The sequence below is a fragment of the Pectobacterium sp. PL64 genome, assembly GCF_022477975.1.
GTDB classification, from domain to species: Bacteria; Pseudomonadota; Gammaproteobacteria; order Enterobacterales; family Enterobacteriaceae; genus Pectobacterium; species Pectobacterium jejuense.
Map to the genome: position 1 here is coordinate 982,469 of NZ_CP092070.1, position 17,423 is coordinate 999,891.

General features: G+C 38.4%; 16 protein-coding genes. All 16 read left to right on the forward strand.

The features are described from left to right. The first annotated feature begins 33 nt into the window (after nucleotides 1-33). The 16 genes from rfbB (at nucleotide 34) to HP572_RS04380 (ending at nucleotide 17,418) form a co-directional block, all read left to right on the forward strand. Entirely contained in the window at nucleotides 34-1,098 is a 1,065-nt protein-coding gene (gene rfbB / locus HP572_RS04305; RefSeq protein WP_039482619.1) for a dTDP-glucose 4,6-dehydratase, read from the forward strand. A gap of 19 nt (nucleotides 1,099-1,117) precedes the next feature. Further along, nucleotides 1,118-1,987: a glucose-1-phosphate thymidylyltransferase RfbA gene (gene rfbA / locus HP572_RS04310; RefSeq protein ID WP_039482615.1), complete on the forward strand. Its 870-nt coding sequence runs from the start codon at nucleotides 1,118-1,120 to the stop codon at nucleotides 1,985-1,987. A 1-nt stretch (nucleotide 1,988) separates the two neighbouring features. Further along, nucleotides 1,989-2,525, forward strand: coding sequence for a dTDP-4-dehydrorhamnose 3,5-epimerase (gene rfbC, locus HP572_RS04315; RefSeq protein ID WP_240584850.1), 537 nt, complete (start codon nucleotides 1,989-1,991; stop codon nucleotides 2,523-2,525). Further along, nucleotides 2,522-3,379: a dTDP-4-dehydrorhamnose reductase gene (rfbD, locus tag HP572_RS04320; RefSeq protein WP_240584851.1), complete on the forward strand. Its 858-nt coding sequence runs from the start codon at nucleotides 2,522-2,524 to the stop codon at nucleotides 3,377-3,379. The genes rfbC and rfbD overlap by 4 nt, the downstream gene beginning before the upstream one ends. Before the next feature lie 243 nt (nucleotides 3,380-3,622). After that, a complete protein-coding gene (locus tag HP572_RS04325; protein ID WP_226295452.1) occupies nucleotides 3,623-4,729 on the forward strand; it encodes a glycosyltransferase in 1,107 nt (368 codons plus the stop codon). Further along, nucleotides 4,726-5,622: a glycosyltransferase family 2 protein gene (locus tag HP572_RS04330; RefSeq protein WP_240584852.1), complete on the forward strand. Its 897-nt coding sequence runs from the start codon at nucleotides 4,726-4,728 to the stop codon at nucleotides 5,620-5,622. The genes HP572_RS04325 and HP572_RS04330 overlap by 4 nt, the downstream gene beginning before the upstream one ends. A 73-nt stretch (nucleotides 5,623-5,695) precedes the next feature. Beyond that, nucleotides 5,696-6,679 carry an EpsG family protein gene (locus HP572_RS04335; protein ID WP_240584853.1) on the forward strand — a complete coding sequence of 328 codons (984 nt, stop codon included), beginning with the start codon at nucleotides 5,696-5,698 and terminating at the stop codon, nucleotides 6,677-6,679. A gap of 40 nt (nucleotides 6,680-6,719) precedes the next feature. Then, nucleotides 6,720-8,249, forward strand: coding sequence for a hypothetical protein (locus HP572_RS04340; protein WP_240584854.1), 1,530 nt, complete (start codon nucleotides 6,720-6,722; stop codon nucleotides 8,247-8,249). A gap of 332 nt (nucleotides 8,250-8,581) precedes the next feature. Next, the gene (locus HP572_RS04345) at nucleotides 8,582-9,430 is read left to right on the forward strand and encodes a glycosyl transferase (RefSeq protein WP_240584855.1); all 849 of its coding nucleotides are present in this window, start codon (nucleotides 8,582-8,584) and stop codon (nucleotides 9,428-9,430) included. 47 nt (nucleotides 9,431-9,477) lie between these two features. Then, a complete protein-coding gene (locus HP572_RS04350; protein WP_240584856.1) occupies nucleotides 9,478-10,710 on the forward strand; it encodes a hypothetical protein in 1,233 nt (410 codons plus the stop codon). Nucleotides 10,711-10,719: 9 nt separating this feature from the next. Then, complete coding sequence (locus tag HP572_RS04355) at nucleotides 10,720-11,943, forward strand: hypothetical protein (RefSeq protein ID WP_240584857.1); 1,224 nt, start codon at nucleotides 10,720-10,722, stop codon at nucleotides 11,941-11,943. Nucleotides 11,944-12,129: 186 nt separating this feature from the next. Beyond that, nucleotides 12,130-13,296, forward strand: a complete 1,167-nt coding sequence (locus HP572_RS04360) for a nucleotide sugar dehydrogenase (RefSeq protein ID WP_240584858.1) — start codon at nucleotides 12,130-12,132, stop codon at nucleotides 13,294-13,296. A 114-nt stretch (nucleotides 13,297-13,410) separates the two neighbouring features. Beyond that, complete coding sequence (locus HP572_RS04365; RefSeq protein ID WP_095698941.1) at nucleotides 13,411-14,307, forward strand: sugar phosphate nucleotidyltransferase; 897 nt, start codon at nucleotides 13,411-13,413, stop codon at nucleotides 14,305-14,307. A gap of 230 nt (nucleotides 14,308-14,537) precedes the next feature. Continuing rightward, complete coding sequence (gndA, locus tag HP572_RS04370; RefSeq protein WP_240584859.1) at nucleotides 14,538-15,944, forward strand: NADP-dependent phosphogluconate dehydrogenase; 1,407 nt, start codon at nucleotides 14,538-14,540, stop codon at nucleotides 15,942-15,944. A 418-nt stretch (nucleotides 15,945-16,362) separates the two neighbouring features. After that, a complete protein-coding gene (locus HP572_RS04375) occupies nucleotides 16,363-16,665 on the forward strand; it encodes a hypothetical protein (protein ID WP_240584860.1) in 303 nt (100 codons plus the stop codon). A gap of 75 nt (nucleotides 16,666-16,740) precedes the next feature. Then, nucleotides 16,741-17,418 (forward strand): YjbF family lipoprotein, encoded by a 678-nt coding sequence (locus HP572_RS04380; protein WP_305852616.1) that lies wholly within the window; start codon nucleotides 16,741-16,743, stop codon nucleotides 17,416-17,418. Nucleotides 17,419-17,423 lie beyond the last annotated feature (5 nt).

The following is a 17,423-nucleotide window of genomic DNA, read 5'->3' on the forward strand; positions in this document are numbered from 1 at the left end:
TTAGTATCGCGCTATTAATATTACGAGGGTAGTATGAAAATCATAGTAACTGGCGGGGCGGGCTTCATAGGGTCAGCCGTTGTTCGTCATATTATTAACCATACCAATGATGAAGTATTGGTCGTGGATAGCCTTACCTATGCAGGGAATCTTGAATCATTAAAATCGGTTGCTGATAATGTGCGTTTCAAGTTTGAACAAGTAAATATTTGCGATCGTAAAGAATTAGACCGTGTTCTTGATGCATTTAAGCCAAATGCCATTATGCATCTGGCCGCTGAAAGCCACGTCGATCGGTCCATTGACGGACCTGCCGCATTTATTGAAACCAATATCGTCGGTACCTATACGTTATTGGAAGCCACTCGCCAGTATTGGAATACATTGGATGATGATGCTAAAAAAACATTTCGCTTCCATCATATTTCGACCGATGAGGTATATGGCGATCTTCATGGTACCGATGATCTCTTTACTGAAACCACACCTTATGCGCCTAGCAGTCCATATTCTGCCTCTAAAGCATCTAGCGATCACTTAGTTCGAGCCTGGTTGCGTACCTATGGGTTACCGACTATTGTGACAAATTGTTCTAATAACTATGGCCCGTATCATTTTCCAGAGAAATTAATACCGCTAATTATTCTCAATGCATTGGAAGGCAAATCGCTGCCGGTATATGGCAATGGCGCTCAGGTTCGTGATTGGTTGTATGTAGAAGATCATGCACGTGCGTTGTACAAAGTGGTTACTGAAGGAGAAATCGGTGAGACCTACAATATTGGCGGACATAACGAGCGAAAAAATATTGAAGTGGTGCAAACCATTTGCCGCCTATTGGATGAAATGGTGCCAAATAAACTTATTGGCATTGATAAATATGAAGAGCTAATTAGTTACGTTACCGATCGTCCCGGCCACGATATGCGCTATGCGATAGATGCTGGAAAAATATACGACGAATTAGGTTGGAAACCGCAGGAGACCTTTGAAAGCGGTATCCGAAAAACGGTGGAATGGTATTTGGCTAATGAGCAATGGTGGCGTCGTGTTAAAGATGGTTCCTATGCTGGTGAACGCTTAGGTATAAAGCATTAATTTTGGAGATATAAAAAATATGAAAGGTATTGTATTAGCTGGTGGCTCTGGAACACGTTTGCACCCCATTACCCGCGGTGTATCTAAACAGCTATTGCCGATTTATGATAAACCCATGGTGTATTACCCGATTTCTGTTCTGATGCTAGCTGGTATCAAAGATATTTTGATTATCTCTACGCCGGAGGATATGCCTTCGTTTAAACGCCTTTTGGGCGATGGCAGCCGTTTTGGTGTTAACTTCAGTTATACCGTTCAACCTAGCCCTGATGGATTGGCTCAGGCGTTTATCCTCGGTGAGGAGTTTATTAATGGCGATCGCTGTGCTTTGGTACTGGGGGATAATATCTATTTCGGTCAAAGCTTCGGTAAAAAGTTGGAAACTGCATCGGCACGAATGGAAGGCGCGACAGTATTCGGTTATCAAGTCGTAGATGCTGAACGTTTTGGCGTGGTTGAATTTGATGAAAATAATCGAGCAATTTCTCTGGAAGAAAAGCCGCTGAAACCTAAATCCAACTGGGCAGTAACCGGTCTTTACTTCTATGACGATCAGATCGTAGACATGGCTAAACAAGTCAAACCGTCTGCGCGTGGAGAACTTGAAATTACAACGTTGAACGAGATGTATCTGGAAAAAGGTTTACTCAATGTTGAGCAACTAGGCCGAGGTTTTGCTTGGTTAGACACGGGCACGCATGACAGCCTAATGGAAGCCTCTCAGTTTGTTCATACTATTGAAAAGAGACAAGGATTTAAAGTTGCTTGTCTGGAAGAAATTGCATTTCGTAAGGGATGGTTGAGTAGAGAACAGGTTGCTGAAGAGGCAAAAGCATTAAGTAAAACAAATTATGGGCAATATTTAGCCCGCTTGATTGGGGGGGAATAACATGCAGGTTAAGGATACCCGTATTGAGGGGGTAAAGATCATTCAGCCGAAAGTTTTTGGCGATGACAGGGGTTTTTTCCTGGAAACGTTTGAAAAGAAGCGTTACCAGGAAATGCTCAATATTAATCTGGATTTTGTACAGGACAATCATTCTCGATCTTCAAAAGGTGTTCTGCGAGGTCTGCATTTTCAGCGATCGAATCCGCAGGGAAAATTGGTGCGGGTTGTGCGTGGAGAAGTGTTTGATGTTGCTGTTGACATTCGTCCTGATTCACCAACTTACGGTGCCTGGGAAGGGGTGATCTTGTCAGAAGAAAACAAAACACAGTTCTGGATTCCACCCGGCTTGGCACATGGTTTTGTTGTGCTATCAGACGTAGCCGACTTTGAATATAAATGTACGGATTATTACAATCCGGCAAATGAAGGCTGCTTGTTATGGAACGATCCTGATGTTGGAATTGAATGGCCTGTAACCAGTCCATTGCTTTCTGAAAAAGATAAGTTAGGAAGATTTTTTAAGGAACTGAGCGAATGAACGTTTTACTAACGGGTTCAAACGGCCAGCTCGGTCGTTGTTTCCAGGATCGTTTACCTGCTGGCTGGCAAGTCTGGGCTACTGACACTGCCGAGCTTGATATCACTGATTATGCAAAAGTACTGGCTGCAGTAAAAGAATACCAGCCAGATGCCATTGTTAATGCTGCGGCATATACCGCTGTTGATAAAGCGGAAAGTGAACCGGAATTAGCAGCTCTGGTGAATAAAACCGGACCTGAGAATTTGGCACGAGCGGCAAAAGAGGTTGGTGCCCGTCTGGTTCATGTCTCAACGGACTATGTTTTTGATGGAACCGCGACGGTTCCTTATGTTGAGACGGACAAAACAAACCCTTTAGGTGTGTATGGGCAGACTAAATTAGACGGTGAAATTGCCGTTTCCACTGTACTCCCTGATGCGATTATTATCCGCACGGCATGGGTATTTAGTGAATATGGTAATAACTTTGTCAAGACTATGCTGCGGTTAGCAAAAGATCGTGATGAGTTGAGTATAGTTTCTGACCAGCGCGGCTGCCCAACTTATGCAGGGGATATTGCTCAGGCGATTATTGATTTGCTTGAAAAAGAGGCTGAGGCTGGTATTTATCATTACTGTGGAGACAATGAGGTAGCATGGAGCGACTTTGCTGATGCTATTTTCTCTTCGGTCAAAAAACAAGGTATGCTCGCTAATGCTCCTGTTGTTAACGCAATTAGTACTGATCAGTACCCCACTCCGGCAAAGCGTCCTTCATATTCAACTCTGAATAATAATAAAATCATTCAGATAGGCATTACCCCCTCAGACTGGTTAAAAGCAATCTCTCTAGTATTATCAAAACTTGGTTAGATTGGCTTTGCATAGAGTATTTCTATCTCTGTGGTTTTTTATTGCTAACTGAAAACCACGTCCTGTGGGCGTGGTCATCAATAGGTTTTGGCTCTGCTTATTATCTTTGGATTTAAATCTTACAGGACCGGCAGAGACTTCTTTTTAAGGGTTTTGGTATGCCCTTATAGGGCGCAATCAAAGCCGCTTTCTATGAAAGCAGATTTTATTCGCGCTATGAATAAAGAGTGAAGAAAATATCAAATGACTCGAAAAATATTATTTGCGACTCATAACAATGCGGATGAGAGTGATGGAGTTTGGAAAAAAATAAGCTCTCAGGTCTCTGCTCTTAGGAGTATGGGGGCTAGTGTCGATTTTTTTTATATGGATGATTCTATCATGGTTCATGATGATGGCTTTACCTTAAAAAAAATAGAGAGTAGATATAAATGCAAATATTTTTTCTATTATGATCTAAAAAATTACATCAAAAAGGAAAATAAAAAATTCGATTTAGCTTATATACGAAAACCCCATGGTGGTTTGTTTGTGGTGTTTTTAGCAAACTTGCTTGCTTTTATGAAAAAAATGGCCACTAAGATTGTTATTGAAGTTCCTACATATCCTTATAAAAAAGAATTTAAATCGTACAAAGAAAAATCTCTTGATTTTATTTTTGATTTATCTTTGTTTTTTTTCAAAAAATATATTGATGAAGTTACTTATATGGGAGATTTTACAGCTGAAATATGGGGGGTTAAATCAAGACGGATTGCTAATGGAATAGATATAAAGTCCATAAAACCGATAAAGGAGAAAAAAAGAAAAAAAGAAGAGGAATTCATTATTGTTGGTGTAGCAAAATTAGAGGCTTGGCATGGCTATGATCGCCTCATTGAGGGTTTGTATCACTACAGAGGGAATATACAAGTATTATTTAACATTATTGGTTATTCACCGCTTGAATATGATAGACTTAAAAGCATGGTTACAAAGTATTCACTAGAGGAGAACGTGATATTCCATGGTAAAAAATTTGGTAAAGATCTAGATATGTTATTAGAGAATGCTGATGTTTGTGTTGATGCTGTCGCTAGACATCGTAGCGGGAATAATACTAATAGTTCTATAAAGTCAAAAGAGTATACTGCAAGAGGTTTACCTTTTATCAAGAGTCACGTTGATTATTCTTTTGGTAACGAAGAGTTTATATTACAAGTCATGGCAGACGATAAATATATTGATATTAACGAGTTGATAAAATGGAGAGACTCTCTCCCTAGTGATTTTTCTAAAAACGAAATTGATTTTGCTAAAAAAAACCTCACATGGTCTAAACAACTTCAATTTTTATTGGAGGTAAAATGAAAATTTTAGCCGTTGTGGTTTTTTATAATCCAGAGGGTGATTACTTTAATCGATGCTTATCGATAGCTTCTCAGGTAGATAAATTAATTGTGTATGATAACTCTATTGATTCTGATGTTATCACGGAAAATAAAAATAACATACTAAAAATAGATAATGCAACATACCATTCTGAAGAATCAAACAAGGGTATTGGAAAAGCATTAAATTATGCTGTCATTAAAGCTAAAGAAGACGGATATGATTTACTTTTGACATTTGATCAAGATACAGAAGTTCCCAATTCATATGTTGAATCTTTAACACTATCCTATTTAAGTGAAAAAAATATAGGAGCTATCGGCCCTATTTATAAGGATATAAATGTAAATCGGGAATGTCGTTTCCCGGTTAGTTCTGGTCCTTTTGTTGTTAGAAGAACGTTATCAGGTGAAAGTAAAATTCAAGATGTGTTAAGCATTATTACATCTGGCACATTGTATCCAGTTAAAGTTTTCGATGAGATCGGTTTTTTTGATGAAGATTTTTTTATAGATTATATTGATAATGAGTTTTGTCTAAGGCTTCAAAATAATGGATATCGTGTTTGCGTGGATCCTAAAATCTGTATCAATCATGCATTAGGAAATAGAACAATAAAAAAATCGATAGTGAATTTTTCTCCTACCAACTATCCTTTTTATAGAAAATATTATATTACAAGGAATAGACTTTTTGTCTATAAAACGTATTTTTTTAAATATCCAGGATTTGTTTTCTACGATTTTTCTGCATTTGCTCTTGATTTTTTAAGAGTGATTTTATTTGAAAGTGATAAAAAAAATAAACTAAAGGCGTATTTTTATGGTGTCAAACATTTTTTCATAAACAAGAAAGGAATGATTTCTTATTAAAAGTGATTATTCAACGACTAATTAAAAAACGCGATATTAAATCATCTCAAGATTATTAGTGATATTTAATCATATGAAAAAAAACATATTGGTTGTTAGAAAAAAGAATATAGGGGTTTTTTTTTGGCTGTATATAGCAATAATTCCTTTTTTGACTTATTTAGTTGGCTATAAAAATTTAAATTATTGGATTGACAATCCGACCTATCAAAATTATTTCTTTTTGGCACAATACAATAGTTATATAGACATAATAAGGAATGGGGTGGATCCATTATTTATCATGTTTATGAAGATCTTTTCTTCGTTTGATGATGGGTATAGTTATTTTTTGCTTGTATGTGCATTCATTACGCTAGTTTTTAAATTCTCAGGATTAAGAAATAGTACAAACAACTTTATTGTTTTACTAATCTTATATTCATCTTATTTGTTATGCCTACATGATTATGTGCAAATAAGGATTGCATTAAGTATGGCTTTTGTTGCTTTTGGAATTTATACCGGTAAGTCAAAGATAACTATTTTTATTTCTTTCTTTATGGCAGTTTTGATGCATGTTACATCTCTTGCCGTCATTCTCCCCTATCTTTTTTATACAAGATTCGGTGCTAGATGGTTTGTCATAGTGATTATTTCTTCTTTATTTTTACCAATGCTATTCTTTTCTGGAATTATAAAAAATGCCAGGCTTGAAACTTATATCGAATTGGCGAAATACAAAGAACAATACGCTACTGCAAACATATTTTCGTCTCAACCAATACTTCAGATGCTTGGATTAATATATATATATATATCACCGAAATTGAAAGAGAATATTAAGAGCTTTGAATATCTTTTTTCTATGCTTGGTATTTTATTTTTTTATATGTTTATTCAAGTACCAGTTCTATCTTTCAGACTTTTCGAGATAACAATGTTTTTTTATATTATTCTCTTATCAAGGGTGTTTTTGTCATCAAAAATAATAATGATAATTTGCTCGCTTTATGTATTAGTAGGTATGAAAAATATGTTCTTTGGAGAGTCTGCATTGATCACTTTAGGTAATTAGAAATCATTGATTCAAAACCTTATGACAACGGAGGTGGTATATGAAACGACGAAGTTTCATTCACTCTATTACATGTTTGATGTTATGTCATAAAAATTTAGTTTTTGCTCATTCGAAGGAAAGTATAAGTATTTTCCGTTCAATGTCTGAATTAAGGAAATATACCCCACAATACGCAGGTGAAAAAATAAGATTATCTTCTTACTATGAGCATACGAATATTGGTGGTGGAGTATTTGTTGCCATAGAAGATAGTAAATTAACCGATGATAACGGTATAAATATTCGTCAAAACAATAACTTTATTTGGAAGAGAATAACTGGTAATAATTCTATTATAAAGCCTGAGTGGTTTGGTTGCATCGGAGATGGTTTATCCGATGATGCTGATCCCTTTAATAAAATGCTTCTTTTTCTAGATGTTGGTAGTGTGATTTTTCTTAAAAAAAATGCAATTTATTATAATGCAATAAAAGATAGAAACTCTGAGTGGATTATTAAGAAAGATAATATAACTATCATTGGTAATAATGCGTCATTAATTCGTAGGCCTACAATATTTTTTGAAAAGGATGATAACTTAGCTACGCTTAAAATATCAGGGAATAATTTTAAAGTTATAGGTGGATTAAATATTAGTGGGAACGAAAAAAGTACTTATCTTGTTGATAAAAATAATAATCGTATAAGTTCAAATTTTTATACAAGAGCAGTAACTAGCTCACATGGATTATTTATCCAAAATGTCAAAGATATCTATATTGAAGATGTGGTTTGTGAGGATGCCGTATTCCCATGTTTTGTATCTGGTTGCAAAGACATATATATATCAGGGTGCTTTAATAACTCAGGACAAGTCCATCCTGTAAAGGGAGATGATCTACAATTAGGATCAGGATTAAAGATATCTAATTCTGAAAATTTTATATTAGATATTACATCTGAAAATAGTGCATATTGCGGATGTGAAATTGAACCCAATTGTAAAAATGGGAAGGTAAAAGTTATCTCAAAATCACCTTATATGCATGGTTGTATTTTACATAAAAATATAGAATCGGTTATTTTAGATATAAGTACAACTGAGGCGATAAAAGGTTCGGGGTTACGAATTAGCTCAGGGTGTCAAAATATTTCAGGTCATGTTTATGCCGATACTTGTCAGTATGCTGTGTTAATTATATCAAATAAAAAAGAAACTTGTGGGAAAATTAATTTTAAAATTTTTTATAATAAAATCTTCAAAAGAGTAATTGCTATATATAATACTGAAAAAGGTTCTACTTCATTAGAAGACGGTTTATTCAAAATTGAAGGTCACGATGTAAATAGAATAAAAAATAATAACTATGTAATTGATCGTGATAGCATAGTATCGTTTTATCTGGAAGGTATAAAAAACACTAGTTTTATAATCAATGATAAGAATAAAATCCTTGTTGAAATAAAAAAAACAGAAAATGTTAGCATTAATTTAGTTCCAGGTATGAATGGCGAAAAAATTAATTTTATCGGTGATGATAACTACCATTTGGTTATCCCTTTGAAAGATTATATTGTTCCTAACTAGCTGTGAATATAAGAAAAGTAAAAAGCCTCCTTCATAGAAGGCCGGCTTTGATTGCGCCCTAATGAGGGCGTAGCAAAACCCTGAAAAAGAAGTCTCTTTCGGACCTGTAATATTTAAATCCAAGACAATAAAGCAGAGCCAAAACCTATTGATGACCACGCCCACAGGACATGGTTTTCAGTTGGAAATAAAAATAAAACGCAAGTTAATATTTAATAATTGCATTGAAATATATTTTTATTTATGATTTTAATTGATTTTTTATTTTTTGGGATGAAAATTAGTTACATGGTTTTTATTTTTTTTAGTCGTGCATTTTATAAGAGGCAAGCATGTGGACTAATGCCATATTGGTAATTATATATAATAAGACTCTTCAAGAGTCCACGACCCTGACTACGTTATCCGATCATCATTTTAGTAATACTAAACTTGTGATTCAAAATAATGGCCCTTACGAAATAGGCTATGATTGCGAGCTTTCTGTGCGATTGAATAAATGTTTTAACAGTCAAGTGGAACTAATTAACTGTCTTGATAATATGCCGCTTAGTATTATATATAATGACTTTTTTTTGAAATATAAAGATTCTGAAAGATATATTCTCTTGGATGATGATACTGAAATATCGGAGTCATTTGTAAAAGCAATAAAAAATAGCCATGTGGATCTAGAAGTCCCTAAGATAATTTCATCCGGTGATAGAAAAATTTATTATCCTATATGTGAGAATATGGTTGTTACAACTGACAGAGATTTAGATCCTGAATCTGCGTTATCTATTGGTTCTGGTTTAATAATAAATAGAACCTTGATAGAAAAATTTAAGAGGCATGATTTAAAACTTTTCGATGAACATTATGCATTATATGGTGTTGATTATAGCCTTTTTCGCCGTATTTACAAAATTCTGGATAAAGGTGAACGTGTAAAAATTAGGTCATCCTCTTTTTTAGTACATTCTCTTTCTAGATTAGATGATAGTTTAAGAGAAAATAGTTTTAGGAATATAGAGCGTGCATTAGATGTGGCCATTTCTGCCAGACGCTATCCGACTTTGCATTTGCACTATTTACTTGTTCGTAAATTTATTTCTGAATCCATTAAAATGAATTGGGGTAATGCATATAATATAGTGAAGGCATATTTGTTAGGTAGTCATCCACGATGTTCAAAGTAGTATTGCTTTTTGATTTATGTGATTTTTTATAAATAGACGAGGTCAATGTGTTAAGGGAAATTCAATCAAAAATCCTTGGTAAAATAAAGGAAAAAAAGTTGAAGGAATTATATGTAAATAATAGTTCCAAATACGATCACGCAGCGGCTTATTCGAGATTAACTACATATAGTTTAGCCTCGTCATGCATTAATGTAGATTTAAATGTAGAAAAAAAATTAAACTTAATCCTACCGGGGTTACCACCAAATGGTATTTTTGCAGGGATTAAAACAGCGTTAGAGTTCTCTTCTCGTTTATCACTAAGTCTATCCTTAAGCGTTAGAATTATTACTTTTGGGAAATCACCAGATAACTCGACTCGTTCATGGATAGAGAATAATATTTTTCCTGATAGTAGTGTTGAGTTTGTAAGTGATATTGATATCGTAAACCTTACTATAAATACTGACGACATATGGGTAGCAACTTATTGGACAACAGCACATTCTTTAACTGTGGCAGCCCATTTGGGGATCATTAAACCACAAAATGTTATTTATCTGATTCAGGATTATGAATCTGGATTTCACCCATGGTCAACAGCTTTTGCTCTGACGGAAGAGACATATTTGACAGGGTTTAATCATGTAGTAAATTCATATCCACTCTTTAATGCATTAAAGAAAGCGAATATACCTTGCTCAGAGGAGTTGGTGTTTTTCCCTGAAATTGACTTGCATATGCTGAAAGAATCATCTGCGAATAGGAAACCGTCAAAAAAAATTCGAGTATTATTTTATGGAAGACCGAGTAAATCTCGAAATTTATTTGATATTGGTATTGGCGCACTGACTCTTCTGGCCAAAAAAATTGATAAAACTGGTTATGAATTAGAGGTTTTAAGTGCAGGTGAAAAACATAGCGATATAGTTCTGTCTGAAAAGGTTACTTTACGATCATTAGGTAAGTTATCATGGGATGGATATTTTAACAAACTTAGTGAAACAGATATTGTCTTTTCCCTTCAGTATAGTCCGCATCCATCTCATCCTCCGCTAGATGCGATAACAAGTGGTGCATATGCCGTCACAAATGATCTTAATGGAACGAGAGTAGGGCTACACCCTCGAATGTATGTAGCTGCTGCATCTCCTGATAAATTGGCAGATAAATTGCTTTGTGCTATTCAAGATCTACATAAAAATGGTTGTTATGAATATGACGAAAGTTTGGTGCAATCTTATGGAAGACCGATGAGTGAAGTGATTTCCGCTATATCTAAATATATCAAAAATTGAGATAATATAATGTTATTTACTAAACAAAATATATGGAAAATGTTTTTATATTTTGTTCTTCCATTATTGTCAGCTATTATCCCCTTTATCGTTTACCCGACAATAACCGCCTTGTATGGAAACAAGGTTATCATTGCGATTGGTATTGCCCAGTCCATTGGTGGCGCAGGTGCAGTGATAGGTGAATTAGGTTGGGGGGTTATCGGCCCTCAATTAGTTGCAGGATTAAATGATAATGAGAGAAAATTTTGGTATGGAAAATCTTTATCATCCCGGTTAATTTCGAGTGTTTTTTGTGTTTTTATTGCCACATTAGTTTGCTTCCTTTTGGTTGACGATTTTTTGCTTTCTGCGATTGTAATGGCTATTGCTATTGCGTGTGGGGCCCTTTTACCTAATTGGTATTTAATCGGTTTAAATAAACCGGAATATATTCTCTATTTTATTGTTATACCGAAGCTGATATTGTGTGGTATTAGTATTTTAATTATTAATATTTATGGCGGTTTGATTTTTTATAGTCTGGCAATATTATTTTCTTTTTTCATATCAATGATACTATTGTCATACTTTTTAAAAGTACCATTAATACCAGGTCGAAAGGATTTTAATGAATTGACGTTGTTGTTTAAAGAACACTATCAGTTGGTTTTTGGACGTATGGTTAGTACTTTTTATACCTCTTTACCCATTACGTTAATCGGATTTGTTAACCCTGCGGCTGTGGCTACTTTTACAGGTATTGAGCGTCTATTCAGAATGGCGCTGTCTATTTTAAGTGGATTTCCTAGTCGATTGCAAAGTTGGATAGGAACGGCACCAGCTGATGTACGAGTTAAAAGAATAAAACTTTCGATTGTTATTAATTTTGGTGTTGGTATATTTAGTATGATAGGGTTTACTATCGCGTGTTATTTTATTAGCCCATACATATACTCAAACACGATTAATATTAGTCTGGAATATTCACTCCTTGCCGGTGCCGTAGTTGCTACAATTTGTACATCCAGAGGGTATGGTCTAGCATTAGTCGCTATGGGGGCGTCGAAAAAAATATCAATTGCAAACATCGCGTCAGCGGTAGTTGGTGTGTCAGCAATTTGTTGTCTGGGCTATTATTATGGTGTCTGGGGAGGACTTTTGGGAGAGATTTTAGCAGAGGTTGCAGGTTTGTTAACTCAACTATTCTATTATAATAAGTATGCGAAAAATTTGAAATTACAGTCTTGTTAAAAATCAGGTTTACGTGCATTACTATTATGGCACTCTCTTGTTTTATATTTACTTCTCTATTAAGAAATAAGTGTATTTTTATGGTTCATAGGATGTTGCACGATTAAATTAAATGACTTTAATTTTAAAGATTTCCAGTTTTTTATTGTCGGCTGATAAATTATTTTATCCTAGGTAAATTAAGATATGAAAATAGCAATAGCAGGTACAGGGTATGTTGGGCTGTCTAATGCAATGTTGCTGTCTCAGCATAACAATGTGGTGGCATTAGATATCATTGAAAGTAAAGTTAATTTGCTTAGTAACAAAAAATCGCCTATTGTTGATAAAGAAATAGAAAATTTCTTAGAAACTAAAGAGCTTAATTTTCTGGCAACGACAGATAAAAAAATTGCTTATCAAGATGCTGATTTTGTCATTATCGCTACACCGACTGATTACGATCCCAAAAAAAACTATTTTAATACTAGCTCTGTAGAGTCGGTCATTCAGGATGTTTTGGCAATTAATCCGCGTGCGGTTATGATTATAAAATCGACGATCCCTGTCGGCTTTACTGAGCAGGCAAAAACCCGCTTCAATACAGAAAATATTATTTTTTCTCCTGAGTTTCTGCGAGAAGGTAAAGCGCTCTATGATAATTTATATCCGTCAAGGGTGGTTATTGGTGAAAAATCAGAACGCGCTAAGACGTTCGCTAATTTATTGCTACAAGGTGCGATCAAAAAGGATGTTTCTGTACTGTACACTGGTTCGACGGAAGCAGAAGCGATTAAACTCTTTGCTAACACATATTTAGCGATGCGCGTGGCTTACTTTAATGAGCTGGATACTTATGCCCAAACTTTGGGGCTCGATAGTAAGCAGATCATCGACGGTGTTGGCTTAGATCCACGGATTGGTACACATTACAATAATCCATCGTTTGGCTATGGTGGATATTGTTTGCCTAAGGATACAAAGCAGTTACTCGCTAACTATGATGCTGTGCCGAATAACTTAATTAGCGCAATAGTAGAGGCGAACCGAACGAGAAAAGATTTTATCGCCGATTCCATTATCGAGCTCAATCCTAAAGTCGTGGGGATCTACCGGTTGGTCATGAAAACGGGGTCGGATAATTTCCGCGCATCCGCTATTCAGGGCATCATGAAACGAATAAAAGCAAAAGGTATTGAGGTTGTTGTTTATGAACCGGTTCTAAAAGAGGCAGAATTTTTCCGATCTCGGGTAATCAATGACTTTTCCGAATTCAAAGAAATTGCGGATGTCATCGTCTCAAACCGTATGGCACCAGAATTGTCTGATGTAGCAGAAAAAGTCTATACGCGAGATCTCTTCGGTTCGGATTAGGTGTAATCTTAGTGTCATGCGTGGCGTTATGGCATTACGCTACCAAGTGAATATGTTCTGCCAGATCAAAACAGCTATTTAAATAAAAACCATCAGATTGAAGAGAGTCAATCCATGACATCATTGAAAGCTATTATCCCTGTAGCAGGTTTAGGGATGAATTTGTTACCTGTGACCAAGGCAATTCCTAAGGAAATGTTGCCACTGGTTGACCGCCCGGTGATTGAGAAAATCGTCAACGAGTGTGTGAGGGCGGGGATTAAAGAAATTGTTCTGGTGACACATGCGTCGAAAAACGCTATTGAAAACCACTTCGATACCTCGTTTGAGCTTGAGTCCTTGCTGGAAGAACGTGCAAAGCGTCAACTGCTGGCTGAAGTACAGTCCATCTGCCCGAAAGGCGTTACAATCATGAACGTCCGTCAGGGAGAAACGCTGGGGTTAGGGCATGCGGTCTCCTGTGCTCGCCCAATCATTGGTAATAATCCGTTTGTGGTGGTGTTGCCTGATGTCGTGCTGGATGAAAGCACGGCCGATCAGACGACGGAAAATCTGGCGCTGCTGATCTCCCGCTTTGAAGAAACCGGGCGTAGTCAGGTGCTAGTTAAACATCGTCCTTATGAGGTGTTGCCTGAGTACTCTGTCGTCGATTGTGACAAACCGCTGGTGAACCCAGGCGATGCCGCAGCGATTACGTCTATGGTTGAAAAACCTGAGGCGCCGTCTGAAACCGGCTCTGATCTTTCTGCGGTTGGGCGCTATGTATTAACTGCCGATGCCTGGTCGTTGCTGGAAAAAGCGGTCCCTGGCGCGTGGGGACGTATTCAGTTGACGGATGTGATTGCCGATATGATCGCGACTCAGCAGGTTGATGCTGTGCAAATGTCAGGTAAGAACTTTAACTGCGGCCGTAAATTGGGTTATGCGCAGGCATTTGTGTCCTATGGATTACGTAATCCTGAGTTTGGTGCCGAATTTAAAGAAAGTATTAAGGCACTGCTGAAAAAGTAATATTGCGTGATAACTCGCTGTAAAACCGCAGATCGTTGAATCGTTCTGCGGTTTTTTCTTTTTCCCACCATACGTTCCGGTTGGGTGAGCTTTCGCTATCAAACCAATCACTACCCACTCACGCAAAGCTGAGTTACCATGTCGGCCTGTTTTTAAATTGCTTGCGAGGTCGCAATGCGAGGCGTTGTCGCCGTTGCAGGCAGGTTATCCTTCAGACAGGAGTTGCTTTAATGTCCAAACAGCAAATTGGCGTTGTCGGTATGGCGGTGATGGGGCGCAATCTGGCGCTGAACATTGAGAGCCGTGGCTATAGCGTTTCCATCTTTAACCGTTCTTCCGATAAAACCGATGAAGTTATCGCGGAAAATCCGGGTAAAAAACTGGTGCCTTCTTACACCGTTGAAGAGTTTGTCGAATCCCTGGAAAAACCCCGCCGTATTCTGCTGATGGTGAAGGCCGGTGAAGCAACCGATAAAACGATTGAATCGCTGAAACCTTACCTGGAAAAGGGCGATATTCTGATCGATGGCGGTAACACCTTCTATAAAGATACGATTCGCCGTAACCGCGAACTGTCCGCTGAAGGGTTTAACTTCATCGGTACAGGTGTATCTGGTGGGGAAGAGGGCGCGCTGAAAGGGCCTTCCATCATGCCTGGCGGGCAGAAAGAAGCGTATGAGCTGGTTGCTCCGATTCTGGAACAGATTGCCGCGCGTGCTGATGGCGAAGCCTGTGTGACCTACATTGGCGCTGATGGCGCAGGTCACTATGTCAAGATGGTGCATAATGGCATTGAATACGGCGACATGCAGCTGATTGCTGAAGCCTATGCATTGCTCAAACAGGCACTGGATCTGGGCAACGACGAGCTTGCCGCGACGTTCTCTGAGTGGAACAAAGGCGAACTAAGCAGCTATTTGATTGAGATCACTGCCGATATCTTCAGGAAGAAAGATGAAGACGGTAAATATCTGGTTGATGTGATTCTGGATGAAGCAGCTAACAAAGGCACCGGCAAATGGACCAGCCAAAGCTCTCTGGATCTGGGCGAGCCGCTGTCTCTGATCACGGAATCCGTTTTTGCCCGTTACCTGTCTTCACTGAAAGATCAGCGTGTTGCTGCCTCTAAAGTGCTGACTGGCCCTACGGCTCAGACATTCGGTGGTGACAAAGCCGAGTTTGTTGAGAAAGTGCGCCGTGCGCTGTACCTGGGTAAAATCGTTTCTTATGCTCAGGGCTTCTCACAGCTGAAAGCGGCATCAGACGAGAACAACTGGGATCTGAACTACGGTGAAATCGCCAAGATTTTCCGCGCTGGCTGCATCATTCGTGCACAGTTCCTGCAGAAAATTACCGATGCGTACGAGCAGAAAGCCGATATCGCTAACCTGCTGTTGGCCCCTTACTTCAAGAACGTGGCTGATGAATACCAGCAAGCACTGCGCGACGTCGTCTCTTACGCCGTTCAGCAAGGCATCCCGACGCCAACCTTCTCTGCGGCCATTGCTTATTACGACAGCTACCGCTCAGCCGTGTTGCCTGCTAACCTGATTCAGGCTCAGCGTGACTATTTCGGTGCGCATACCTATAAGCGTACGGATAAAGAAGGCGTATTCCATACCGAGTGGCTGGAATAGTCGTTTCTTATGATTAAATAGTGCCGTTTGTTAATAAAACGCCAGATTAGGAAATATCTGGCGTTTTTCGTATTGATGAATTAGTGGATTGATATCGTTAGGATATCTATGACTTTTTTCCTAGAATACTGTAAATTTCATTAAAGAAATCTGCTTTTTTACCGAGATCATTGCTGTTTATTACATCGGGATCTTGCTATTTTTATCGGTGTTGCAAAAATTGAGTTGTAGTTTTGCTTATCAGAGGTGGTTTTATCGCCATTGAACTGTAACTCATTACTGGGAGGATCCCGGTAACGGTTGGTAACGACGCAAAACTAAATCAGTTTGCCGTTGTGCTGGCTGGAATGAAGGACGGGGTATGGTCTTTTCGACGGTACCCCACCCTGAAGTACTTCATGTTAAAAAGGAAATCGTAATGAAGAAAACGTTAATCACGCTGGCCGCTGTTCTGGCCATGTCGTCAAACGCGTTTGCTGTTGATGGCGTCTCCAGCGCTACGGCTGCTGGCACCACGACCACTGGTACTACTACCACCACAGTTACCGGCGCAAGCGTTGCTGGTGCCGCTGGTGCTGCGGGTGCTGGTGTTGCTGCTGGTACCACTGCACTGATTGCTGTGGGTGTTGCTGCCGCTGTTGCTGTTGGTGTTGCTGTTGCTGTTTCCAGCAACGATGATAGCTCTCCAGCGACTGCGACTGGTACAACGACTCGTACTTAAGTTCGTTTCAACTCTAAGGCCACTTCGGTGGCCTTTCTTTTTCTAGGCTGCGCTGTTCAACGAGAACTGCATTTCATGACAAAAATAAAACGAATGGCAAAATTACGCTCGCTGATTGCCATACCTCTTTTATCGATTGTGTTGACTGGCTGTTCCCAGAATGTGGATCAGGTGGGGAAAACGTTCAAACTGGCATTTTTTGGTCAGGATGATACCCATGTGACGGCCAAACAGGTTGCCAACACGCCCTATGCCTCGGCCTATCTAAAAGTGGGTAAAGCACCACAGGCGTTTGTTGTGCTCGCTTTTGCCGAACAGAACCAGTTGAAGTGGATTGGGGCTGATAAAAATATGGTAGCGACCCAGCATGGTCGTTTAGTGAAAACGCAGGGCTTCGGTGAAGACATTACCTATGTGGATAACCTTCAACAAGATCCCCTGACGTTAGGTCTATTGAAGACATCAACGCCAATGACATGGCAGAGCCGGGTTGAGTGGTCTCAAGTCTTCCGCGGTGGTTACGAGACCCAGTCCGTTTTTCAGGCCCGTGGCAAAGAAACCGTAAAAATTCTGGATACCTCGCGTGAGCTGCTGCGTTTTGATGAGCAGGTGACCGTCCCTGCTTTGAATGAATCTTACACCAATAGCTACTGGCTCGATCCGACTAACGGAAATGTCATTCAAAGCCAGCAGTATATGGGGCCAGATATGGCATTGGTCAAATTCACCGTATTAAAACCCTACGTCCAATAAGGGGC

Excerpts from the sequence above, each read along its gene's own strand:
- rfbB (WP_039482619.1), top strand. The coding sequence starts at position 34 with ATGAAAATCATAGTAACTGGCGGGGCGGGCTTCATAGGGTCAGCCGTT.
- rfbA (WP_039482615.1), top strand. The coding sequence starts at position 1,118 with ATGAAAGGTATTGTATTAGCTGGTGGCTCTGGAACACGTTTGCACCCC.
- rfbC (WP_240584850.1), top strand. The coding sequence starts at position 1,989 with ATGCAGGTTAAGGATACCCGTATTGAGGGGGTAAAGATCATTCAGCCG.
- rfbD (WP_240584851.1), top strand. The coding sequence starts at position 2,522 with ATGAACGTTTTACTAACGGGTTCAAACGGCCAGCTCGGTCGTTGTTTC.
- HP572_RS04325 (WP_226295452.1), top strand. The coding sequence starts at position 3,623 with ATGACTCGAAAAATATTATTTGCGACTCATAACAATGCGGATGAGAGT.
- HP572_RS04330 (WP_240584852.1), top strand. The coding sequence starts at position 4,726 with ATGAAAATTTTAGCCGTTGTGGTTTTTTATAATCCAGAGGGTGATTAC.
- HP572_RS04335 (WP_240584853.1), top strand. The coding sequence starts at position 5,696 with ATGAAAAAAAACATATTGGTTGTTAGAAAAAAGAATATAGGGGTTTTT.
- HP572_RS04340 (WP_240584854.1), top strand. The coding sequence starts at position 6,720 with ATGAAACGACGAAGTTTCATTCACTCTATTACATGTTTGATGTTATGT.
- HP572_RS04345 (WP_240584855.1), top strand. The coding sequence starts at position 8,582 with ATGTGGACTAATGCCATATTGGTAATTATATATAATAAGACTCTTCAA.
- HP572_RS04355 (WP_240584857.1), top strand. The coding sequence starts at position 10,720 with ATGTTATTTACTAAACAAAATATATGGAAAATGTTTTTATATTTTGTT.
- HP572_RS04360 (WP_240584858.1), top strand. The coding sequence starts at position 12,130 with ATGAAAATAGCAATAGCAGGTACAGGGTATGTTGGGCTGTCTAATGCA.
- HP572_RS04365 (WP_095698941.1), top strand. The coding sequence starts at position 13,411 with ATGACATCATTGAAAGCTATTATCCCTGTAGCAGGTTTAGGGATGAAT.
- gndA (WP_240584859.1), top strand. The coding sequence starts at position 14,538 with ATGTCCAAACAGCAAATTGGCGTTGTCGGTATGGCGGTGATGGGGCGC.
- HP572_RS04375 (WP_240584860.1), top strand. The coding sequence starts at position 16,363 with ATGAAGAAAACGTTAATCACGCTGGCCGCTGTTCTGGCCATGTCGTCA.
- HP572_RS04380 (WP_305852616.1), top strand. The coding sequence starts at position 16,741 with ATGACAAAAATAAAACGAATGGCAAAATTACGCTCGCTGATTGCCATA.